A 22,648-nucleotide genomic window follows, 5' to 3' on the forward strand; every position below is an offset into this window, starting at 1 on the left:
AAAAATATAAGGAATTTATTTTGATACTTAATAGAGAATTGCAACTAAAGTTATTAAAAAAGATGAGTTCAGCTTATCCTAATTTCTATGATTTTAATAAAGAATATAATCGCGAAACTGTTGAATATGATGCAGCTATTGCTAATTTATACTACCTAATGCAGCACAAACTTGTAGAACCCAATAGTGTAATCGTTTCGACATCTATCGGGGATAAAGGTATTAAAAAATTTCAATTTGGCAGTTCCACAATCAACCAGAATGGGCTGGATTTTCTGGCTGATGATGGCGGCTTATCTGCAATTCTCGGGGTTGTGACTGTTAAATTTGAAGCCGTTCAACTGAAAGCTATTCTTGAATCTAAAATTATGGCAGCCGACTTACCGCCTGCTGATAAGCACAAATTGATTGATGGGCTTCGATCGCTTTCTGGCGAGAGTATAAAACACCTGACAACGAAAATTGTGGATTTGGGTTGGGATAATCTAGGGACACTAATTCGGATAATTCAAAGCAGCCTTTCCTAGCTATTTTTTTAAACTTTAGAAATCCAATTAGTTTGGTGTAATTGCCAACTGGCACATAGAACTCATCGCATTCTAAAGGTATATCTTCAAAATAAATTTGAGTAGAGTTCGAAAAGAGCCTGTTTTTAATAAATATTAAATTTTCGATTTTCATATACACCTAAACTGTGAACCCGACACAGCACTTCAAAACTTATCGGGCGGAGAAGAATCTATGACAATTTACTCAGTAACTTATGATCTTATTAAATCTAAAGACTATGCAAAAATGATAGATGGTATTAGAAAAGTTTCAGGAGACAACTGGGCTAGACCTACCAAGTCACAATGGATTATTTATTCAAATAAAACAGCTGGTCAGATCAGAGATTTCCTAAAAGATTATATGGATGCCGATGATGTTTTATTTGTAATTGAAGTTAAAACTAACAATTGGGGATCATGGAACATACCTAAAGATGTGGCTGGTTGGCTGAATTCATAAATCTAGAACCACATATTCTTATCTCCTCATCAAAGTCTTTTTGTGCTTTTAAAATATCATTAAGTTGGGATTGATATCCTTCCACATTAGCCTCTTCAATTAATGTGTAGGTGCATCCCATAATCTGCACTTTTGCGCCTTTAGGAATAAGTGCTATTTCTTTCATAACAAACTCCATCGAACCCACCGTCCAAGTGGGTTTTCTTTAAACTATTAAAACACAGGAATAAGTTTTCTTAAAATAAAATTTAAGATTACTTATTTTTATATTGACTAAAAAACTAAGTTTTCTTATATTTGTCTCACGAACAACAAAAAGCCCCGAAACTTTGGACGGCGACGGGGCTTTGCATAACGCGAGGCAAGTATGAAACAAAACCCTATTCCTAGTCAAACCACATCACGCTTATATCAACACCCTACTGTTGAAGAACAGCGCCCTTCTCGTTTCGCCACTATTAAAGCCAATGCAATCGACTTTATTAAGTTTATTGCCCTCTCATTCATTCTTTGGGTCATTGCTATAACTGCAGCATCTTGGATGATGGGAGGCTAATCATGAATGCTCAATTCAAACCACATCCAGATGGTATTAAAGCCTATATCGGCCATGACCGCTTAACAGATCTCTACTCTGTACGTATCGGGTGGACTGTTTATGCAGCTAATGCAAACGGCAGTGTGCTGTACACCGTAAAAGGCGAAGTGAAAACTCCTTTAAATGTCGAAGAGTTTAAGGCAAAGCGCCCTAAGGTTTACGCAAGCTTAATGAATGAAATTAGCTTCCAGCGCAAAAAAGCATTAGCAACTGCCCTAGAACTTAACAACATCCCTTCATATGACCGCAAAGCTTATAAGAAGAAGCGCGGCTTTACTGGTTCAAAATAAGGATAAGAAAAATGGCTCTACCGATTATTACTGCTGACCAAACTTTATTGGTTCAAGCAATTATTGTGTATCTATACGCTGATCCGGGTTTGGGTAAATCATCAATGGGCTTTACTGCGGAAAAAGCAATTTCTTTTGACTTTGACCGTGGAGCTCACCGTACTGGTGAATTACGTCGTGGCGCGGTTGTGCAGGTTCAACAATGGAGTGATGTAGCAAACCTGACTCCTCAAGAATTAACACCTTATAAAACTGTAATCATTGATACCGTTGGCGCAATGCTTGAATGCATTAAAACCCATCTATTGCTAACCGCTAATAACCGTCAAAAAGATGGCTCTTTAAAGTTAAAGGCTCAAGGTTTAGCGAATCAAACCTTCAAGCAGTACATCAACACTTTAATCAGTCTAGGTAAAGATGTCGTTTTCATTGCCCATGCTTCAGAAGATCAAAACGGTGATCAAATTATTTACCGACCAGATCTAGGAGGTAAAAACCGTAATGAGCTTTATCGTATTGCAGACATTATGGGCTATCTAACAACCGTTACGACAAGTGAAGGTAAAAATGCCCGTGTAATCAGTTTCAAACCTTCTCCTACTCACCACGCGAAAAACTCAGGTGCATTAGGTGGTGAAACTGGTGAGGTATGGGTTCCGGATCTTAAATCTCATCCAACTTTCTTAGCTGATCTTATCGCTCAAGCTAAGGACCACATCAACACTTTAACACCGGCACAACTTGCTGCAGCTAAAGCTCAAGAAGAGTTAGAAAATTGGAAACAAAGCTGTGAAGAAGCTGAACATGCTGGTGATCTAAATCAATTAACTGAGTCGCTTGATAAAGAACAAATGTATTACCAGAACATGCGACAAGCAATGTTAATGAGAGCTAAAGCATTGAATTGCACGTTTGATAAACAACGTGGCACTTGGATTAGTCCACCAGAATTTAACGGTATCTCAGATCAACAAAGAGATGAACTTCAAAACTTTATTGCTGAACGTGGCCTCGATGTGAAAACAGTATGTGAACACTTCGGTATTGATGCACTTACTCAAATTGAAGCGGCAAAACTTACGGCAGTTAAACAAGACATTGAAACTTTAGCAAAAACGGGAATGACAGCATGAATAATATAATTACAGCTTCAGAAGCTTTTGATGCTCTTCTAAATGGCTTCAAGGTTCTATGTAGACCAGTGGGTGACATGCTGGAATTTTCGGAATTAGACCAATTCCCTGCAACCATCTTTGCTAAATCTGGCTATGAATTCTGCATCAAACTTGAAACTATTGAATTGGCAGGCATTACCTTCACTAGACCATTGACAATTGATGAGTATAAAGAGGGTCAGGATGTTTTTGTAATTAATACATATTTACCTTCCATTTATATTGTTGGATTTAAAACCTCTGCACTCATTGAGGCTATTAATAGTGGTTTTGTGCAGCGTGATGCAGAAAATGCCAAGCTTCAATTAAAAGCTATTTCAAAAGCACTCGGTTATGAAATAAATAATGATCTTAGTGTTATTCGTCTTGGTGATGAGCCTAAAAAACAAAGAGGCAAAAAAACAAAAGCTGAAAAGACTAGTGAAGTTATTCCTGCAGAAACTCAGCCTGCAATTGTTATTACTGAACAAACTAATGTCACCACTTCTAAGGACAAGTTAGTTCCAGATACTAATGACCCGATATTAGATCCTGAATATCAAAAAAACCTTGATACCCTTCTGCAACGAGTTAGGGAATCAAAAACTCCTGACGAAGTGAATGCAGTTTATCGCTATACCCGTACGTGGTCAGATAAACAAATGGAACCTCTTTTATTGGCTACTCACAAACGACTTGAAGAGTTGGAAAAAGAAAAGTCTCCTTCAGGTGAACCACCTTCTCTAATGGTTCAGATCCAAAATGCCCCAGATCTTACTACCTTGGATGCACTTGAAATTGATGTGGCTGCACGAGATCCACAGATTCAACCGAAGCTTATGGGGTATGTGAGAAAACGCCGCTTCGAGTTAGAGAATCCAGCAGGTTCTCAACCAGATGCTGAACCTGATTACTTACTGGAGGAGCCTTTCTAATGTCGAAACAGACTACTCCAGAGTTTCTTTTCGAACCAAAGCTGCTACCCCAGCAGCTTTTCGAGAAATTCATTGTTTTCAATGTTAACGCTGGTTATCGCGGAAGAGGCACACCGCACGGCGTGAACCTGATTAAAGGCAATAAAGCTACCCTCACCTTGACTGATAAGGGTGTGATGAACAAAGCAGCTCAAGAGCGCTACAAGTTAATGCTGTTGAAGTATTTCAAAGAAGGTCGCTCAGCAATGGATGAGCTTAATCATGAAGTTAAACGTATTTATAAAATGGTGGCGTGAATGATTAATTTGAATAAGGAAAGAGAGGCTTTTCTAAATACCTTCCAATATTACAAAGGAAGAAGAGACATTATTTTTAGTCATGAGCATGAACTGTTTATGACTAGATCAAACAATCCTTCTGAAGTTGCTCAAAAAGAAATAAGCAACATGAATAGCCGTTGGGATGCTTGGCTTAGATGTGCAAAGCATCGTGATGCAGAGCTAGAAAAAGCCAAAGCTCAGGCGGTGCCTTCATGGATTAGTGTTAAGGATGAAGAGCCACCAATAGATACCATGGTTTTAATTTGTTGGTCTGACTCACCTGAGGTTCAACCAGAAATTGACTACATGACTTGTGATGAAGAAATTAATCACTATTGGGCAAATTTTGAGAGAGATCCACCAACTCATTGGATGTACTTTCATAAAGTGCCAAGTGAATCGGGAGCTGAGGGATGATTGACTTTATTGAGGATGCTGAACGTCAGTATGAAAACTATTGTGATCTTGCTGAGGAATATGGATTTTTAGATCGTGAAGCAGCTCGAAGTGGATTTAGATGCACATCTAAAAAAAGTGAATTTAACGCAGGTTGGATAGCTTGGAATGGTGCAATAGCGAGTTGTCGCGATGAGTTTTATAGACTTAAGGCGAGAATTGCAGAATTAGAAGTTAAAGCGGAAAGTAAGGAGAGATAAAGTGGATAAATATCTGACATCCAATAGTGTGTGTGAGATGTTTCATATTACTAAGCGCACTTTAAATCGCTGGGAAGAAAGAACCCCTTGGGGCATTCCTTTTCCTGCGCCTGCTTTTGGTTCAGAAGGCGGAACAATGAAACGATATCTCACTTCTGATGTGATTGAGTGGGAAAATGAATGCCAAAAGAAAGAACAGTTAAAGAAAGCAATATAAGTAATATAGAAGCTAACAATCAGCAAACTTGATGAAATTAGTCCAGATCAATGATTGTTAGCATATTTACGTTACTATATACTGTCCGCCGAATCACGGCTTGCTAGATAAACTCAGCAATTTCATTTATGTACATAATGGTGTACATATAATGAAACCAAGGAAGCAAGAATATACTTTTCCCGTTTAATTATAAGGGTTTAGGCGATATGGCATTAATCGTTCAAAAATATGGCGGTACTTCTATGGGTACCCCCGAGCGCATTTTAAATGTTGCTCGTCGTGTGAAGCGTTGGCATGATCACGGTCACAAGGTTGTTGTGGTCGTATCTGCAATGAGTGGTGAAACAAACCGCTTACTTGCTCTCGCTAAAGCCATTACCGAAACACCTGACCCACGTGAGTTAGACCAAATGGTTTCAACCGGTGAACAGGTGACGATTTCCATGTTAGCTATGGCACTTAATTCGATTGGTGTGGAAGCTAAATCCTATACCGGACGTCAAGTCGGTATTAAAACTGACAGTGCATTTACCAAGGCGCGTATCGAGTCTATTGATACAGATGTCATGACCAATGATCTAGATGCAGGCCGTGTTATTGTAGTTGCTGGTTTCCAAGGCTTTGATGCCAATGGAAATACTACAACACTAGGTCGAGGTGGTTCAGATACTTCTGGTGTTGCTCTTGCTGCTGCTTTAAAAGCTGACGAATGTCAGATTTATACTGACGTAGATGGCGTTTACACCACTGATCCTCGTGTTGCTCCTAAAGCCAAAAAAATCGATCGTATTTCTTTTGAAGAAATGCTAGAAATGGCATCATTAGGTTCTAAAGTTTTACAGATTCGCTCAGTAGAATTTGCCGGAAAATATCAGGTTCCTTTACGCGTATTATCAAGTTTTGATAATGATGACGACGGCGCATTTGACGACGAATTTAAAGAAAATGTAGGTACACTCATTACTACTGAGGCAGAAGACACTATGGAACAGCCAATCATTGCAGGTATCGCTTTTAACCGTGACGAAGCAAAATTAACAATTTTAGGTGTACCTGATGAGCCAGGTATTGCTTCTAAAATTTTATCACCAGTAAGTGATGCCAACATTGAAGTGGATATGATAGTCCAAAATGTTGAAGAAGATGGCACAACAGATTTTACTTTCACTGTAAACCGTGTTGATTTAGCGAAAGCTGAAAAAATCTTAAACGAAACTGCTAAAAATATTGGCGCACGTGAAGTTTCAACACGTGACGACATCGTTAAAGTGTCTATCGTTGGTGTAGGTATGCGTTCACACGCAGGTGTAGCGAGCAAAATGTTCACTGCCCTTGCTGATGAAGGTATCAACATCCTTATGATTTCAACATCTGAAATTAAGGTTTCTGTCATTATCGACGAGAAATACCTTGAGCTTGCAGTTCGTTGCCTACATACCGCTTTTGGTTTAGATCGTGAACATGGTGAAAGCAGCGCACGCGCTTAAATTTACCGAACGGTCAAGAATTCATTAAAAAATGTTTACTTGTCCGACAATAATCAAAGAAAACACAGAGCCGCTATAGTTTTTTTTATAGCGGCTCTGTTATATTAAACGGAAAGTTTTTTGGCAGAGATTATCAAAATATGACTTTGTTCTCATATTTCTGTTAGAATCTGACTGAAAACTGAGGTTGAGCTTTTTATTTGGGTACCAATATTGCAGTTTTAAGCGTTTAGCAAGGAGATAAACATGCTGATTCTGACCCGCCGTGTCGGGGAAACATTAATGATTGGGGATCAAGTCAGTGTTACTGTGCTTGGCGTCAAAGGAAACCAAGTTCGAATTGGTGTGAATGCACCAAAAGAGGTTTCTGTTCATCGCGAAGAAATTTATCAACGTATTCAACATGAACGTGCAATGCATGAACACCTTCAACATCTTGATCAAGATTATCAAGTTTCTTATGAAGATGATAATTATGCACAGAAAAACTTCAATCGTTAGTATGAAGTTGTTCTCTCCCTAATTAAAGCGACTTTATAGTCGCTTTAAATTTTTTAAGTGTTTGTATTTATAGACCTAAAGCACGTTTAACAGGTGCATAACTACGGCGATGCTGATCAATCACACCATGCACAGCAATCGCTTCAAAGTGCGCTTTGGTTGGATATCCTTTATGTTTGGCAAAACCAAATAACGGATATTGCTGATCTAATTCTGCCATTTGTCGATCTCGTGTCACTTTTGCCAAGATACTCGCCGCACTAATCTCGGCATGGCTTGCGTCTCCACCAACAATGGCTTCACAAGGAATAATAATTCCTTTAGGAATTTGGTTGCCATCGACAATCACTTTTTGTGGTTGGGTTTTCAAACCATCAACAGCACGCTGCATAGCCAAAAAAGTTGCCTGTAAAATATTTAGTTCATCAATTTCAGCATGTGTTGCTTCGGCAATTGACCAAGCTAAAGCTTTTTCTTGTATTTCAATAAACAACTTTTCACGTTTCTTTTCAGTTAATTTTTTAGAATCATTTAATCCTAAAATTGGATTATTCGGATCTAAAATCACAGCTGCTGCCACAACCGAACCTACTAAAGGCCCCCGTCCTGCCTCATCTACACCAGCAATAAACATCGACTCACTACCTTTAAATAAAAGAGGCTGATCAATAGTAATCAGCCTTCTTTAACACATAATTTATTAATTACTTTTGTAAAGCTTCTGCCACACAAGCGTTTACAGTTTTAGAAACCACTTGGTTTACGATTGTAGCACGTGTGTTTACATCAAGTGCAGCTGCTGCTAATTCTACTGCAGTCACACTGTTTGGAGCTTTTTCGCTCACACAACCACACACATTGGTTTGGATGCTATCACGTTGCTCAGCAGTCATATATTTTGTTGCTGTTTTCCAAGCCGCAACATTATTAATCTCTGTAATACATTTTGCATTTACAGCAACCTTTAACGCAGCAACGCCTAATTGTTGAGTTGTCGTTTGCGCAGAAGCAGCACCTGTACCAGTGCCTGTAGTTGTTGCACATGCTGTTAAAGCTAAAACAACTGGTGCTAGAGCGAGCATCAATTTTTTCATCATTTTTTCCTTTGATTGAACCTTGGCAGCGCGTATTGTGCCTAAACTCGACTTTAGAAGAAACAAATAATTTGATGCATTTATGCAAACTGTTTTACGGAACAAAACTCAGCTCATCAATTGCTTTTTTAGCTTAATACGTTCTGTTTTTAGCACGCTCCGTTACATTTAAAATATTTCTCAAAATCTACGATTTCACCTAAAATCACGAATCAAAACGACAAAAAAAGGGCCTTCTATGCCTGCTGTTTCCTCTCAGTATTACACCCGTACCGCACAAATCCTGCATTGGGTGATGGCAATCATTTTCATCGTCGCATGGGTTATTGGCTTTTATAGTGGAAATTTTTTAAGCTATGACGTTGATGGCACCTTTAAAGGTGATGTGATTACGTTGCACAAGAACATTGCAACCACAATTATCTTTTTAGTCATTATCCGGATTTTATGGCGCTATACTCATCCAGCTCCAAAACTACCTGACACCATGTCTCCAATGATGAAAACTCTGGCACACGTGGGTCATCTATTCCTTTATGTAATTTTGGTGGCTTTACCTGTCACTGGTTGTTTGTTTAGTTGGAGTGCTGGTCACCCTGCTCCAGTTTTATATTTATTTGAAATTCCACGTTTAGTGCAAGATAATCCAGAACTTTTAGCTGTTGTTAAACCATTACATATTTATATTTCTTGGTTTGCAGGTTTTCTTATTGTTGGGCACGTACTTGCAGCTTTGAAACATCACTTTATTGATAAAGACAATATTTTAAATAGTATGACCAAACAACCTAAATAAACCTTATGTATAAAAAAACCGCCTGAGATAGGCGGTTTTTTATTTAGATCTTTTGGATTTCTGCAATCCACTTTTGTTTCTCTTCATCTGAAATGAAAGAAGCTTCAAAAGAGTTAATTGCAAGTTGCTTCAACTCATCATTGTTTAAGTCTAAAGCTTGCTGAATGGCAAAGAAATTGTCATTCATATACCCACCGAAATATGAAGGGTCATCTGAGTTAACCGTCACGTGTACGCCTTTTTGCAATAGACGACGGATATTATGATCTTTCATATCCTTAACAACACGTAGCTTTAAGTTACTTAAAGGACAAACCGTTAAAGGCATTTTTTCATTAATTAAACGCGCCATTAATTGTTCATCTTCTTCAGAACGCACACCATGATCAATACGATTCACTTTAAGTAGATCTAAAGCTTCCCATACATATTCAGGCGGACCTTCTTCGCCAGCGTGAGCAACGATTAAAAAGCCTTCTTCACGTGCTTTAGCAAACACACGTTCAAATTTAGCTGGTGGATGCCCTACTTCACTTGAATCAAGTCCTATAGCAATAATATCTTGCTTAAATGGCAACGCTTGCTCAAGTGTTTCAAATGCAGCTTCTTCACTTAAATGACGTAAGAAACACATAATCAATTGAGAGCTGATACCAAACTTAGCTTTGGCATCTGCACAAGCACGTTTTAAACCATTAATCACAGTTGAGAACGCAACACCACGGTCAGTGTGGGTTTGTGGATCAAAGAACATTTCTGTGTGAACAACATGATCTTCGGCACATTTCTCAAAATAAGCCCATGCTAAATCATAAAAGTCTTGTTCATGTACAAGAACATTCGCACCAGCATAATAAATATCTAAGAATGATTGAAGATTATGAAAGTTATAAGCTTGCTTTACTTCTTCAACAGATTTGTAAGGAATCTGAATCTGATTGCGCTGGGCAATTGCAAACATTAATTCAGGTTCAAAAGTCCCTTCAATATGTACATGCAATTCGGCTTTTGGTAAGGCGCGAATCAGCTCGACTTGATTCATATTAACTCCACGTCTAAAGAAAAAAGGGTGTGGTCAAAATCACACCCTTTTATAATTTTCTTCTTATTGAAAACTATGTCTAAGATAGCTCAAGAAGAAAATTATAAAAATCATATTAACCGCCAAACGCGATAAATTTAAATACCCAAAGCGCAGCAATAATCCATACCATGTACGGTACAGTTTTTGCCTTACCTGTGAATAATTTAACTAATGCATAGCTAATAAAGCCCATTGCAATACCATCAGCAATTGAATAGGCAAATGGCATAAATACAATGGTTAAAAATGCTGGAACAGCTTCAGTAATATCGTCCCAATCAATGTGAGTGATTCCTTGAATCATCAACACACCAATGAACAATAAAGCTGGCGCAGTTGCAAAACCTGGTACAGATTGAGCAAGAGGTGCTAAAAATAAACAGCAGATAAATAAAACTGCAACCACAACAGCAGTTAAACCAGTACGTCCGCCTGCTGCTACACCTGAAGCTGATTCAATATATGGCGTAGTTGAAGATGTACCTAATGCAGCACCAGCAACAATTGCAGTAGAGTCTGCAAATAATGCCTTTTTCAAACGTGGTAATTTACCATCTTTTAAAAGACCGGCGCGATGTGAAACCCCAACTAAAGTACCTGTACTATCAAACAAGTCGACAATAAAGAATACGAAAATGACGCCTATCATACTTGCAGTAAATAGACCTTCAAAGTCCATTTGCATAAAGGTTGGAGCAATTGATGGAATTTCTCCAACAACACCTTTAAACTCGTTCAAGCCTAAAACAGTAGCAATTGCAGTAACAACCAAAATACTAATAATGATTGCGCCTCGAACTTTTAAATGGTGTAAAACCACAATCATTAAAAATCCAAATAACGCTAACAATACTGTAGGTTGTTTGATATCACCTAAGCCCACTAAGGTTGCTTGATTGGCAACAATAATGCCAGCATTTTTTAAAGCAACAAGTGCGAGGAATAAGCCAATGCCCCCACCAATGGCAAATTTAAGCGACATTGGGATTGCATTGACAATCGCTTCACGAATTTTAAAGAAGCTAATTGCAAGAAAAACAAGGCCTGAAACAAAAACAGCCGCTAAAGCTGTTTGCCATGGCACGCCCATCCCCATACAAACCGAGTAGGTAAAGTAAGCGTTTAAACCCATACCAGGGGCCAGTGCGATTGGATAATTAGCAATGATCCCCATTACTAGACATCCGATTGCTGCTGCCAAACAGGTCGCAACGAATACGGCACCATGATCCATGCCGGTTTCAGATAAAATGAGTGGATTGACAATAATGATGTAACACATCGTTAGGAATGTAGTTACACCAGCAAGAACTTCAGTTCGGAAAGTGGTTTTATTGTCGCTTAACTTAAATAAACGCTCTAACCAGCCTGCCGAAGAATTGGGCGCCGCCATAAGTAGCCTCTATGCAAAATCTGAACTGTGGAATATTTACGCCTATGTAGGTCGCTGAACAATATTGTTTTTCTGTTCAGCCCTATAAACAAGAATCTCAAACTTATGAAGCAACAAATATGCCACTCATTTGCTTTCTACTTTTATGCATAGAAAATAACCACAGCCCCTATTGAAACACAAAAAAGCTGCATAACCCCTATGCAGCTTTTTTACTATACGTTCAATAAGTTTAACAGATTCAACAGAAACATGATCAAAATTTATGAAAAGATATGACCAATGACACTGTAAAACTTAGAAATTTATAGCTCAATACTACTAGAAAATAATTTTTTATCACCGATATATTCTTGCATATTATAGGAAGCTAAATTGCTGTGATGAGCATGATTTGGATTACGTTCGATACTTTGTAGGTTTCTTTCAGCTTCTTGTATGATCCGCATGAGCTCTTGATGTCTTTTATTTTGACTATCTAAATAGGCCCAATACCCTAATACAAAGACAATACTCACACACAACACTATTAATACTTTATTGATCATTATTATTATCTCTATGTTTTTAATGTTAATGATCTTAACAAAAAAAATTAGCTTTGTGAATATTTTCACATTTATTTACAATAACACACTCTCACTCAAATATTTGAAAAGAAAGGTGATTTTTTAATTATTTATGAGAAAATTAATAATTATTAAACTTTTCCATTGAAAAGTATCTTTATTTTATAACAGCTTATTTTAGTTATTTTTAATATTAGCTTTTTATCAGTTTTAATTATTAAGTTATTTTAAAGATAGAGCATAGACAAATGTGTATAGAGCTTAAAATTTCTTTGTATTTATTAAGATTTAAATAAAATAAAAAGAATTTATTTTTGTCGATGAAGTTTTCTTAAAAATTGTTTATTTAGCGACTAATTTTTGTGCTCCTGTTTAGCTTATAAACAAAAAACTTCTCTCCAAAGAATTCTTCATTTTTATTTAAGAAATAATTCTTTGTTTTTTTACTTTTCTATTTATAAGCAAAACTATGTCTCATTTTGATCGTTCTATAAATCGCACCAAGCTTTCTATTTTCAGAGCTTCAATCCTATAAACGCTACGATAAACTGTGCTCAGATAAAAAATTAAATGAGGAGAATACATCATGTTTGATATGCGTTTATCTCACGAGCGTGGTGCAGCACATCATGGTTGGTTACAATCAAAACACAGCTTTTCATTTGCTAACTATTGGGACCCTAAACAAGTTGGCTTTTCAGACTTACTTGTAATTAATGATGATAACGTTGCTCCATCTAAAGGCTTTGGTACTCACCCTCACCGTAATATGGAAATTATTTCCTATGTGCTTGAAGGTGCATTAGAGCATAAAGACTCGATGGGTACAGGTTCGGTGATTGTACCGGGTGACATTCAGCTAATGAGTGCAGGTCGTGGTGTTGCCCATAGTGAATTTAACCATTCAGCTCAAGAAGGCGTTCATTTCTTACAAATTTGGGTTGTTCCAAATGAAGTGAATACAGATCCGGGCTATCAACAAGTTCATATTGATGAAGTAGACAAACGCGGTAAATTGCATTTGATCATCTCACCAAAAGGTGGGGAAAAAACTTTATCAATCAAACAAGATATTAATATTTACTCAGGTCTTTTTGATGGTGAAGAAACTGCTGAATTTACGATTCCTGATGGCCGATATGTGTACCTACACGTTGCCAGAGGTCGTGTTGATGTAAATGGTAAAACCTTTAACACTGGCGATGCGGCACGTATTCGCGATGGTGGAAGCTTATCGTTTACCAATGGTGATCATGCTGAAATTTTGATTTTCGATATGCGTCCAGAAGAAGTTCCAACCATGCCATAATGCAACTAAGCCCTCGCATAAAAATTATGTGAGGGCTTTTTATTGTTGATCGGACTTATAAAAATTCTAACTCAGCTCAATGTTCTTCTGAACGTGCCATCTCTGTATTGATATAGCTCATAATCATCGTGGTTAGCCCCTGTACCATTTCATCAAAACTAATATAAGGGTTTGGCAAAATAAGATGCCGCGCTACATTAAAAATTCCACTATTGATACAAATATAGGTAATTACAGGCAAATTATTGATTTTTAGATATTTAGGATTATGCATCATATATTTCATGATGACTTCCATTAAAGCCTGCTCAATTTTGGGAATGTATTTGTCGTACTGTAACTCTCCTGCATAACGCAAAACAGTCAAATAGCGGTCGTTATTTTTCTTTAATAAATCACTAAAAGTATAAAAAATCATTTCAATAACAGGCTCTAACTCCAACTGTAAAATCGTCGGTGTAAGCTCTGTAATCATGTCCAGAATTTCCCGAACAAAAAAGTGATTCATCGCATCATAAATTTCTTCTTTATTTTTAAAATATTCATATAAAGACCCGACACTCACCCCTGCAATTTCTGCAATATGACGTGTCGTGGTTCCACTCGGTCCATGAAGTGCCACGGCAATAAAACCTGCTTCAATAATCGTGTCGACAGTGACTTTAGCTCGAGTTTGACGAGGTTTACGCGTAGTCATACGATCTAATCAATAATCCGAACATAAAGTCAGATTAGCATGTAATTTGACTGGGTAGAAATAAAAAAACAAAATCCGAATAGTTGTCAAACTTAAGTGAAAAAATTCAGAAAAGCAGAGCTTAATTTCTCAATCAATGCATGGGTTAATTTATTACTTTTTTAGAATCATTATAGATTTAAATCATTATTTTTCAGTAATATAAAACCAAATAAATTAAAAATTATATTGCAAAAAATGTCTATAAAATACTTTTATATATTTAAAAATTTACCCGAATTGAATCCGAACATAATGTCAGATTAATATGAAAAAATTAAAGAAGAGTCATTCAGCAGCTCTTGCCTGCCTCGGTTCTTCTTCCGTTATTCAGCCAAATAATCAAACAAATAACGGAGCAACAACACCGTAGTCAATGCAGAGAATCATCTGTTTTTGAAAATGGAATTTTACAGTGCTTTGTTGATCATTGAGTTTATTGATTTTCATCAAAATGCACCACTACTTTGCCTCAGGGTGTCGCCATGATCTCGACCGCAGTTAAAAAATCATTCAACAAACTTAAATTTCAGCGTGAAATTGAGCTACCCGATTTTGCTAGCAAAAGCTCAATTCCAATCAGACATTTAAATATTGGTTTTGATGGTAAAGAAATTGATGTCAGATTCTATATGGACAATCAATTTGCTACTTTGTTTTTTGCCACACTTTCGGTGTTTTTAACTTACGGTGAAGATCTAGTGATTGAAACCGCTCGCCATCACCGTGAATTTATTAAAGATCCAATATTAAAGCAGCGAGTAACGTCGTTGATTGGCCAAGAAGCAATTCATTCAAAATTGCACAATGAATATAACGATGCCCTTCAAGATGCTGAATATCCCGTTGCGCTATATCGTTTTCTTGGCTCAAACTTCTTTAAGTATGTTTTCTTAAAGTTTCCACAGCCACTCAAATTATCAATGATGGCAGGTATTGAGCATTTTACTGCAGTACTTGCTGAATACATGATGAAGCATGAAAAGAATTTCTATTATTCAAATGACGAAAAAAGCCGTGCATTGTGGATGTGGCATATGCTTGAAGAGTCTGAGCATAAAGATATTGCCTACGATGTCTATCAACTTTTAAATGGTAGCTATGCACTACGCGCGTCTGGTTTCTTCCTCGCGCTATTTACAATCTTAGGATTAATCCCTGCGACTACATTATTTGTCCCTGTTTTAAGAAAGCCACAAGAGATGCTGACTTTGAAATTCTGGAAAGATGCTCGTCGCGGTGTAGGCTTAATCTTTGGTCCAAAAGACGGAGTTTTCGGCAGTACGATTGGTCAAATTCTTGACTACTTACGCCCAGATTTTCATCCAAATGATCATGATACAACTGAATATCTTGAGTATTACAAAAAGAAATTGCTGACCGAAGGCGGTGCAATTGCTCCTTACTTTGTTAAAGAATTTACCCCACCAGTACGCATGTCTTAATCGTCCTGTATTTCCAGCTATCAAAAAGGTAGCTGGTATCTCTTCAAGCTATTTATGGATGAATCATGATTTTATTTGGCAAAAAGAAAGTTAAACCAAGCCAAAAAGCTTATGCCGTAGTGACGGGTGCAGGCAGTGGGATTGGTCGAAGTTTTGCACTTGAACTTGCAAAACGTGGTGGCAGCGTAGTGTGTGCAGATATTAATCTGGAAGCTGCTGAAGAAACTGTAAAACTTCTTGAACAAGAAGGCGCCAAAGCTTTTGCTATGCGTTGTGATGTGGGTAATGCTGAACAGGTTAATCATCTAGCTGAAACTGCTGAAATCTTACTTGGGCACCCTGTGACTCTTGTCATTAATAATGCTGGTGTGGGTTTAGGTGGCAAGTTTGACGAGCTAAGCCTAGAAGACTGGAACTGGGTCATGAATATTAACCTTTGGGGTGTTATTCACGGTTGCCATGCATTTGTTCCCAAGTTTAAAAAGCTAGGTTACGGCGCGATTATTAATGTGGCATCTGCTGCATCTTACACTGCTGCACCAGAAATGACTGCTTATAACGTGACTAAAGCGGGTGTACGCGCGCTTTCCGAAACGCTTTCTGCCGAACTGCGTAAGTTTAACATTAAGGTAAACGTACTCTGCCCGACGCTGGTCCCTACCAATATCATTAAAAATGGTCGAATTCCCGGACGCTATTCAAAGCTAGCAGACCATGCGCTGATGAACTATGCGCTCACCACAAGTGACGATGTTGCAAGATTAACCCTTAATCGCCTTGATCAGGATGAGATGTATACCATTCCTCAAATTGATGCGAAGTTATTCTGGCTTATGAAACGCGCATCCCCAAGCTTGTATACCAAGTTCCTTGGTACATCGTACAAATTATTTAAATAAAAAATTTATAGGTAGTACACATATGACTGCGCAAATGAAAACAAATGCATCAGCAAAAAAAGCTGTCAAATCACCAAGCCATATTTTCGATACTTTTATTGTGGGTGCGGGCATTTCAGGGATCGCTGCTGCCATTCGCCTAGATCAAGTTGGTTATACCAATTATAAAATTATTGAAAAAGCTGGCCGCGTGGGTGGAACATGGCGTGAAAATACCTATCCAGGTTGTGGTTGCGATGTACCGTCTGCTCTTTATTCTTACTCATTTGCACCAAGTGCAAAATGGAGCCATTTATTTGCGCGCCAACCAGAAATCTTAAGTTATCTGGAAGATGTGAGTAACGAATTTAATGTGACCTCTAAAATCGAATTTAATAATGAATTGCTGAATGCCGCATGGGATGACTCACGTCACGTGTGGGTACTGGATACCACGACTGGTCAATATTTGTCTAAAACCGTTATTTTTGCCACAGGTCCAATTACCGAAGCTCAAATCCCACGTCTTGAAGGACTAGAAACATTTAAAGGCGAAATGTTCCATTCGGCTAAATGGAACCATGATTATGATTTGACAGGTAAACGCATTGCCGTGATTGGTACTGGCGCATCTGCCATTCAGTTTGTGCCACAAATTCAACCAAAAGCGAAAGAGCTTTTTGTATTCCAACGTACAGCACCTTGGGTACTACCAAAACCAGATACGGACTTGGGCGAATTTAGTAAATCAGTCATTGCGAAATATCCAGCTATTCAGGCGAGCTGGCGTAAAAGTGTAGCGTTAACACTCAATGCAATTAACTTTGGTTTACGTAACCCCCTTGCCCTAAAACCAGTAAATGTTTTGGGTAAGCAATTACTTAAATTGCAGATTAATGATCCTGTGCTACGTAAAAATGTCACACCAAACTTTGATATTGGCTGTAAACGTATTTTATTCGCTAACAATTACTACCCTGCGCTACAAGCACCAAACACGACTCTCATTCCTCATGGTTTAGTGAAAGTTGAAGGGAATACGGTGGTTGCTGCGAATGGTGAACGCCACGAAGTTGATGTGATTATTTGGGGTACAGGCTTTGAAGTGTCTCACCCACCCATTGGTAAACGTGTCCACAATGAAAAAGGTCAATGTTTACAAGATATCTGGAAAAATAGTTCGCCAGAGGCTTACTTAGGCACCAACATTGAAAATGTACCTAATGCATTTTTAGTTTTAGGGCCTAACGTACTGGTTTATGACTCTTTCATTGGTTTGGCAGAAGCGCAGCTCGACTATATCGTAGATGGCTTATTGAAAATTAAAAACAAAGGAATTAGCAAATTAAATGTTAAATCTGATGTGATTAAAAAGCATAACGATTTAGTGCAAAAACACTTGCAAACGACCGTATTTAATAGCGGCGGCTGTAAGAGTTACTACCTTGATGCCAATGGGCGTAACTTTGCTGCATGGCCTTGGTCATTGAAAAAACTTAAACAACGTTTGAAAAAAGTAGATTTGAAAGATTATGAAGTGACGTATCAAACGACAAAAACTCACTAATTTGTATTTTCGATCAAATCAGTTGTAAGAAATAGGCAGTGTATTTTAGGTTTTTATGAAATACACTGCCTTCTTCGTTGAATATCTTCAAGAAATAAAAAAATAGGATAAAGATGAAAGAAGGACAATCAAGTCGTACTGCTGAAGCTGCTGCTGCCTTACGAGCCAATCATTTTCAAAATACGAAGAACCCTGTATTTTCTGACCCTTATGCTTTTGAGCTGACCAGTAAAGGCTGGAAAAAACTTCTCTCTAATTCACTGATTGTTAAAGTGATGAATTCTGCGGTTTTAAACCGTACTTTAGGTCTACTTACTGGACAAGTGGTCGGTCGCTCTCGCTATGCCGAAGATTTACTTGCTCAGGCAGTTCAACACAATATTGAGCAATATGTATTAGTGGGTGCTGGCCTAGACTCTTTTGCACTACGTGAATCACACCATTATCCTACTTTGAAAATTTTTGAAGTGGATCATCCTGATACTCAAGCGGCCAAACAGACTAAGCTAAAAAAGTTAGGGAATATTCCTGCTAACGTTGAGTTTGTTGCTATTAACTTTGAGAAAGAGTCTATTTCAGAAGCATTAAACAGAAGTCTCTACGATTCATCTGCTCCTGCATTTTTTTCATGGTTAGGCACAACTCATTATTTAAATCCGCAAACGACCTTACAAACTTTAAAAAGTATTGCCAACTTTGCTGCAAACGGTAGTGAAGTGGTACTCGACTATTCGACTGATTTTCAGGAATTAAAAGGTATTGAGCGACTTGGGAGTATGGGCGTTGCACAGTTTACCCATTTGCTGAAAGAGCCTTTATTGGGCCAATTTAAACCAAGAGATTTACATCAGGCCGTGGAGCAGATGGGATTTAAAGTGGTCGAAGATCTTTCCGGTGAAGCCATCACTGAACGATATTTTAATGCACGTATCGATGAAATTCGCCACACCTCAGCAACACGGTTATTGCATTTGCGTTTAAATAAATAAAGATACTTTGATCATTGGTTACTTAGCCGCATGGCATGAGGTGTTTTCCCATGCCATCTTTTATAAGCATGAATAAAACTGGCAGGTTCGGCATAACCTAACCACTCGGCAATTTGCTCAACCGAAGCTTTTGGTAATGCCAAATATTGCTCAGCTAGAACTTGCCTGACCTCTTCACGAATTTGTATAAAAGTCATTCCCTCTAATGCCAAGTGACGGCGTAGGGTCCGCATATTTAAATGCAATCGGTCAGCGACTATTTCCATAGAAGGCATTTCCCCTCGCACATTCATAAGTTGCTGTTGCACTAAGGTTGTAAATTTATTTTGTGATTGGCGTTTTTCTAATATTTGACGGCACTGTTCTTCGGCTGTATGTAAAACCAAATCATTTGCCATAAGCAACTTTTGGTCTACTTTTTGCGGGTCAAGAATTACAAAGCTTTTCGCAGCACCAAATTCAGGCCTCACGCCAAATAAATTCTGATAAGGCTCGGCATCACCCTTGAGTTGGAAAGAAAAAGCCAAATACTGGCAAAAGTTATCCTGCACCAAATCTCGTTGTACCGTAATGAGCGCAGCGGCATCGCGTTCAATAATGAATTGACGCACTGAAGATGGAATATCTTGCTCATCAATTTCTATGCGAATTCCTTGCGGTGTATCCGACACATCAAAGCGGGTAAAAGCAAAGGTTAAAGTAAAATAGGTCAAGGCCAAATCCAGTGCTTCGCGAATGCTTGCACTGCTCATCAGAGCCATACCTAATGGTCCAAATGTGGTGAAATGATAACGCGTGCCCACTTCTAAACCTAATGTAGATCTGTCTCCTAGTTGCTCAACCAAGTTATGAATGAGCTGTAATTCCTGATGGCCTGTCACCACCATATTAGGGTCAAGTAATTGTTGTTGGCTAAGCCCAGTCCCTTTTAAAATCGTCTCATAAGAAATGCCTGATTCCACCGCAAAATCAGCCATTAACCGAACACTATGTACACTGCGTTCAAAAGCCCATGCATACTTCACTGTATTGCTCAGAATGTCCTAGAATCACAATATTTTGTCCTCATCCATCCTCTAAATCAAGTTAATAAACGTCTATTCTGCATACAGGAAATTGCGATTTTTTCGCTCACTGTTTTTAAGGATTTAGAGCAGCCCATGTTTAATTCGACGTCTAATTCAAATAAAAATGTACGTATCGCTATTATAGGTACTGGTTTCGGTGGCTTAGGTTTAGCCATTCGTCTCAAACAAGCAGGTTTTGAACAATTTACGCTCTTTGAAAAAGCTGCCGATGTCGGTGGTGTCTGGCGTGATAACACTTATCCGGGCGCTGCTTGTGATGTGCCTTCTCATCTATATTCTTTTTCTTTTGAGCAAGAGCTAGGCTGGAAAAATCGTTTTGGTACCTCTCAAGAGATTTATCAATATTTACGTCACTGTGCCGATAAATATGATATTCGTCCACATGTTCAATTTAATACCGAAATAGCCAGTGCCGAATTTGATGCACTACAAGGGGTATGGCACATTCAAAGCACAACTGGTGAACAGTTTGAAGCTGAGTTTCTAGTCGGTGCTGTAGGCCAACTCAACCGCCCTGCCTATCCAAAACTTAAAGGTATTGAAAACTTTAAAGGTAAGGCATTCCACTCAGCTCGTTGGGATCATGACTATGACTTAACTGGTAAACGTGTTGCAGTGATCGGTACAGGTGCAAGCGCAATTCAGTTTGTACCTGAAATTGCAAAACAAGTAGCACATCTAGACGTTTATCAACGTTCAGCACCGTATGTTATTCCAAAACCAGATCGTGTTTACCAACCTTTAGAGAAAAAAGCGTTCCGTAAACTGCCAATTTTGCAAAGTCTAGATCGTGCTTTGCAATATGGGCACCATGAAATTCGCCTACTTGCTTTTACAACTTCACTCAATGAAATGCCTTTGGTGGAATATTTATTCCAGCGTCACATCCGTAAAGTTGTTAAAGATGGGAAGTTGCGCCACCGCCTAATGCCGGATTACCCAATTGGCTGTAAACGTATTTTAATTTCTAACCATTGGTATGAAACACTGACCCAACCTCATGTCGATGTGATTAATACTGGCATTCAAGAAATTACCGAAAATGGCATTTTAGATACGGAAGGAAATCTGCGTGAAGTCGATACCATTATTTATGGTACGGGCTTTGCCGCAACGGAATTTATGGCGCCCATGCAGATTACAGGTCTTGATGGTCGCACCTTAAAAGACACATGGAAAGATGGTGCAGAAGCTTATCTCGGTTTAACTGTTAGCGGCTTTCCAAACTTCTTTATGCTTTATGGTCCAAATACCAATCTTGGGCACAACTCAATTGTGTATATGATTGAAAGCCAAGTGAATTATATTTTAGATGCCATTCAAACAACCCTACAAAACAAACTTCTGTTCACCAATGTTCGTGCAGAAGTTCAACACGAGTTCAATCAAAGCATTCAAGAAAAAATGAAAAAAACTGTCTGGGCACAAGGTTGTACCAGTTGGTATCAGACTGCTGACGGCAAAAATACCAATAACTGGCCAGGTTTTACCCTTGAATATCGACAACGCACTCGCCGCTTCGATATTGAAAACTACACTCAGGTATCGGCTATTTCTTAAACAAGCTTCACCATAGGAAATGAGAAAAATAAACGGAGAATTTTATGAAGTCTTTTAAAAATAAAGTCGCAGCTGTGACAGGTGCGGGTTCTGGTATTGGACAAGCACTTGCCATAGCACTCGCAAAACAAGGTTGCCATCTGGCACTCTCTGATATCAGTGAAGCTGGATTAACTAAAACAGTCGAGCTATTAGCACCCTATTCTGTCAAAGTCACCACTCAAAAAGTTGATGTAGCTAAACGTGATGAGGTTGCAACTTGGGCAAAGGCAGTGGTAGATGAACATGGCCAAGTTAACCTGATTTTTAATAATGCTGGTGTCGCAATAGGTAGTACGGCTGAAGGTGTGAGCTATGAAGATCTTGAATGGCTGATTGGTATTAATTTTTGGGGCGTGGTTTATGGCACCAAAGAATTTTTACCATACTTAAAGCAAAGTGGTGATGGGCATATTATTAATATTTCTAGTATGTTTGGCTTAACAGCTCAACCAACCCAAAGTGCTTATAACGCCAGTAAATTTGCCGTTCGTGGTTTTACTGAATCATTGCGCCAAGAACTCGATCTACAAAATGCTGGAGTGAGTGCGACCTGTGTGCATCCGGGTGGTATTCGTACCAATATTGCCAAAGCTGCCCGCATGAATAATAGCGTCCAGTCTTTAGGAATGGATCCTTTAAAAAGTCAGGATGCTTTCGATAAATTACTTCGCACCCCTGCTGACGATGCCGCTCAACAAATTTTAGAAGCTGTTCGTAAAGATCGTCGCCGCTTACTGATCGGAGCCGATGCGAAAGCCGTTGATGTGATTCAGCGAATTCTTCCACAGGGTTACCAAAAGATTTTTGCCACCGCAACTGCGTTGCAAACCCGCCTACTCAACAAATCAGCAAAATAAAAACAGTGGTCAGCATGCTCTTCATTTTAAGAGATGCTGACTGACATTAAATGCTTAGTATGAGTCCTT

General features: G+C 38.5%; 28 protein-coding genes. 20 read left to right on the forward strand and 8 right to left on the reverse strand.

Features of this window, described 5'->3' with window-relative positions; all coding sequences use genetic code 11:
- Positions 1–20 precede the first annotated feature (20 nt).
- Together KTI79_RS06590 and KTI79_RS06595 are read left to right on the forward strand one after the other, a co-directional pair.
- Complete coding sequence (locus tag KTI79_RS06590) at positions 21–527, forward strand: hypothetical protein (protein WP_171304908.1); 507 nt, start codon at positions 21–23, stop codon at positions 525–527.
- 214 nt (positions 528–741) lie between these two features.
- Positions 742–1,011: a hypothetical protein gene (locus KTI79_RS06595; RefSeq protein ID WP_086375972.1), complete on the forward strand. Its 270-nt coding sequence runs from the start codon at positions 742–744 to the stop codon at positions 1,009–1,011.
- Here the strand turns inward: KTI79_RS06595 and KTI79_RS06600 are convergent.
- Positions 980–1,177 (reverse strand): hypothetical protein, encoded by a 198-nt coding sequence (locus KTI79_RS06600; protein WP_228148541.1) that lies wholly within the window; start codon positions 1,175–1,177, stop codon positions 980–982. The two genes, KTI79_RS06595 and KTI79_RS06600, sit on opposite strands and share 32 nt — an antisense overlap.
- 201 nt (positions 1,178–1,378) lie before the next feature.
- Between KTI79_RS06600 and KTI79_RS06605 the strand changes: the two genes are divergently transcribed.
- The 10 genes from KTI79_RS06605 to csrA all read left to right on the forward strand — a co-directional run bounded on the left by KTI79_RS06605 (position 1,379) and on the right by csrA (position 7,172).
- A complete protein-coding gene (locus KTI79_RS06605; RefSeq protein ID WP_086375970.1) occupies positions 1,379–1,567 on the forward strand; it encodes a hypothetical protein in 189 nt (62 codons plus the stop codon).
- A 2-nt stretch (positions 1,568–1,569) separates the two neighbouring features.
- The gene (locus KTI79_RS06610; protein ID WP_086375969.1) at positions 1,570–1,899 is read left to right on the forward strand and encodes a hypothetical protein; all 330 of its coding nucleotides are present in this window, start codon (positions 1,570–1,572) and stop codon (positions 1,897–1,899) included.
- Between the two features lie 11 nt (positions 1,900–1,910).
- Entirely contained in the window at positions 1,911–3,032 is a 1,122-nt protein-coding gene (locus KTI79_RS06615; RefSeq protein WP_086375968.1) for an ATP-binding protein, read from the forward strand.
- Entirely contained in the window at positions 3,029–3,988 is a 960-nt protein-coding gene (locus KTI79_RS06620; RefSeq protein ID WP_086375967.1) for a hypothetical protein, read from the forward strand. The genes KTI79_RS06615 and KTI79_RS06620 overlap by 4 nt, the downstream gene beginning before the upstream one ends.
- The gene (locus KTI79_RS06625; protein ID WP_034677459.1) at positions 3,988–4,284 is read left to right on the forward strand and encodes a hypothetical protein; all 297 of its coding nucleotides are present in this window, start codon (positions 3,988–3,990) and stop codon (positions 4,282–4,284) included. Before KTI79_RS06620 ends, KTI79_RS06625 begins: the two co-directional genes overlap by 1 nt.
- Positions 4,285–4,725, forward strand: coding sequence for a DUF551 domain-containing protein (locus KTI79_RS06630; protein WP_009387724.1), 441 nt, complete (start codon positions 4,285–4,287; stop codon positions 4,723–4,725). It abuts the gene before it with no gap.
- Positions 4,722–4,964 (forward strand): hypothetical protein, encoded by a 243-nt coding sequence (locus tag KTI79_RS06635; RefSeq protein ID WP_009387730.1) that lies wholly within the window; start codon positions 4,722–4,724, stop codon positions 4,962–4,964. The genes KTI79_RS06630 and KTI79_RS06635 overlap by 4 nt, the downstream gene beginning before the upstream one ends.
- A gap of 1 nt (position 4,965) precedes the next feature.
- Positions 4,966–5,181 (forward strand): hypothetical protein, encoded by a 216-nt coding sequence (locus KTI79_RS06640; RefSeq protein ID WP_009387837.1) that lies wholly within the window; start codon positions 4,966–4,968, stop codon positions 5,179–5,181.
- Positions 5,182–5,390: 209 nt separating this feature from the next.
- Positions 5,391–6,671, forward strand: coding sequence for an aspartate kinase (locus tag KTI79_RS06645; protein WP_016141772.1), 1,281 nt, complete (start codon positions 5,391–5,393; stop codon positions 6,669–6,671).
- Between the two features lie 246 nt (positions 6,672–6,917).
- Positions 6,918–7,172, forward strand: a complete 255-nt coding sequence (csrA, locus tag KTI79_RS06650) for a carbon storage regulator CsrA (RefSeq protein WP_000906487.1) — start codon at positions 6,918–6,920, stop codon at positions 7,170–7,172.
- A gap of 67 nt (positions 7,173–7,239) precedes the next feature.
- Here csrA and rnhB read toward each other — a convergent pair whose 3' ends face one another.
- Both rnhB and KTI79_RS06660 read right to left on the reverse strand, forming a co-directional pair.
- Entirely contained in the window at positions 7,240–7,806 is a 567-nt protein-coding gene (gene rnhB, locus KTI79_RS06655) for a ribonuclease HII (protein ID WP_002163155.1), read from the reverse strand.
- 70 nt (positions 7,807–7,876) lie between these two features.
- Positions 7,877–8,266: a hypothetical protein gene (locus KTI79_RS06660; RefSeq protein ID WP_005076998.1), complete on the reverse strand. Its 390-nt coding sequence runs from the start codon at positions 8,264–8,266 to the stop codon at positions 7,877–7,879.
- A gap of 238 nt (positions 8,267–8,504) precedes the next feature.
- On the opposite strand from KTI79_RS06660, the gene KTI79_RS06665 reads away from it, so the two are divergent.
- Entirely contained in the window at positions 8,505–9,062 is a 558-nt protein-coding gene (locus tag KTI79_RS06665; protein ID WP_032054798.1) for a cytochrome b, read from the forward strand.
- Between the two features lie 43 nt (positions 9,063–9,105).
- Here KTI79_RS06665 and KTI79_RS06670 read toward each other — a convergent pair whose 3' ends face one another.
- The 3 genes from KTI79_RS06670 to KTI79_RS06680 form a co-directional block, all read right to left on the reverse strand.
- Complete coding sequence (locus KTI79_RS06670) at positions 9,106–10,104, reverse strand: adenosine deaminase (protein ID WP_032054799.1); 999 nt, start codon at positions 10,102–10,104, stop codon at positions 9,106–9,108.
- Positions 10,105–10,219: 115 nt separating this feature from the next.
- Complete coding sequence (locus KTI79_RS06675) at positions 10,220–11,539, reverse strand: NCS2 family permease (protein ID WP_009387763.1); 1,320 nt, start codon at positions 11,537–11,539, stop codon at positions 10,220–10,222.
- Between the two features lie 305 nt (positions 11,540–11,844).
- Positions 11,845–12,087 (reverse strand): hypothetical protein, encoded by a 243-nt coding sequence (locus tag KTI79_RS06680; RefSeq protein WP_016141777.1) that lies wholly within the window; start codon positions 12,085–12,087, stop codon positions 11,845–11,847.
- Positions 12,088–12,694: 607 nt separating this feature from the next.
- Between KTI79_RS06680 and KTI79_RS06685 the strand changes: the two genes are divergently transcribed.
- On the forward strand, positions 12,695–13,417 hold the full coding sequence (locus tag KTI79_RS06685) for a pirin family protein (protein WP_032054800.1): 723 nt from the start codon (positions 12,695–12,697) through the stop codon (positions 13,415–13,417).
- Between the two features lie 76 nt (positions 13,418–13,493).
- Here the strand turns inward: KTI79_RS06685 and KTI79_RS06690 are convergent, their stop codons facing one another.
- Positions 13,494–14,114 (reverse strand): TetR/AcrR family transcriptional regulator, encoded by a 621-nt coding sequence (locus tag KTI79_RS06690; protein WP_002163161.1) that lies wholly within the window; start codon positions 14,112–14,114, stop codon positions 13,494–13,496.
- Positions 14,115–14,638: 524 nt separating this feature from the next.
- Between KTI79_RS06690 and KTI79_RS06695 the strand changes: the two genes are divergently transcribed.
- From KTI79_RS06695 to KTI79_RS06710, 4 genes are all read left to right on the forward strand, one after another.
- On the forward strand, positions 14,639–15,598 hold the full coding sequence (locus KTI79_RS06695; protein ID WP_002163169.1) for a metal-dependent hydrolase: 960 nt from the start codon (positions 14,639–14,641) through the stop codon (positions 15,596–15,598).
- 65 nt (positions 15,599–15,663) lie between these two features.
- Complete coding sequence (locus KTI79_RS06700; protein WP_032054802.1) at positions 15,664–16,497, forward strand: SDR family NAD(P)-dependent oxidoreductase; 834 nt, start codon at positions 15,664–15,666, stop codon at positions 16,495–16,497.
- A gap of 22 nt (positions 16,498–16,519) precedes the next feature.
- The gene (locus KTI79_RS06705) at positions 16,520–18,043 is read left to right on the forward strand and encodes a flavin-containing monooxygenase (protein WP_032054803.1); all 1,524 of its coding nucleotides are present in this window, start codon (positions 16,520–16,522) and stop codon (positions 18,041–18,043) included.
- A gap of 113 nt (positions 18,044–18,156) precedes the next feature.
- Positions 18,157–19,032, forward strand: a complete 876-nt coding sequence (locus KTI79_RS06710) for a class I SAM-dependent methyltransferase (protein WP_032054804.1) — start codon at positions 18,157–18,159, stop codon at positions 19,030–19,032.
- An 11-nt stretch (positions 19,033–19,043) separates the two neighbouring features.
- On the opposite strand, the gene KTI79_RS06715 is transcribed toward KTI79_RS06710, so the two are convergent.
- A complete protein-coding gene (locus KTI79_RS06715) occupies positions 19,044–20,057 on the reverse strand; it encodes an AraC family transcriptional regulator (RefSeq protein WP_032054805.1) in 1,014 nt (337 codons plus the stop codon).
- 135 nt (positions 20,058–20,192) lie between these two features.
- On the opposite strand from KTI79_RS06715, the gene KTI79_RS06720 reads away from it, so the two are divergent.
- Both KTI79_RS06720 and KTI79_RS06725 read left to right on the forward strand, forming a co-directional pair.
- Positions 20,193–21,680, forward strand: a complete 1,488-nt coding sequence (locus tag KTI79_RS06720) for a flavin-containing monooxygenase (protein WP_032054807.1) — start codon at positions 20,193–20,195, stop codon at positions 21,678–21,680.
- Between the two features lie 44 nt (positions 21,681–21,724).
- Complete coding sequence (locus KTI79_RS06725) at positions 21,725–22,579, forward strand: SDR family NAD(P)-dependent oxidoreductase (protein WP_032054808.1); 855 nt, start codon at positions 21,725–21,727, stop codon at positions 22,577–22,579.
- Positions 22,580–22,648 lie beyond the last annotated feature (69 nt).

It is taken from the genome of Acinetobacter sp. WU_MDCI_Abxd143, from assembly GCF_025514195.1.
GTDB lineage: Bacteria > Pseudomonadota > Gammaproteobacteria > Pseudomonadales > Moraxellaceae > Acinetobacter > Acinetobacter pittii_H.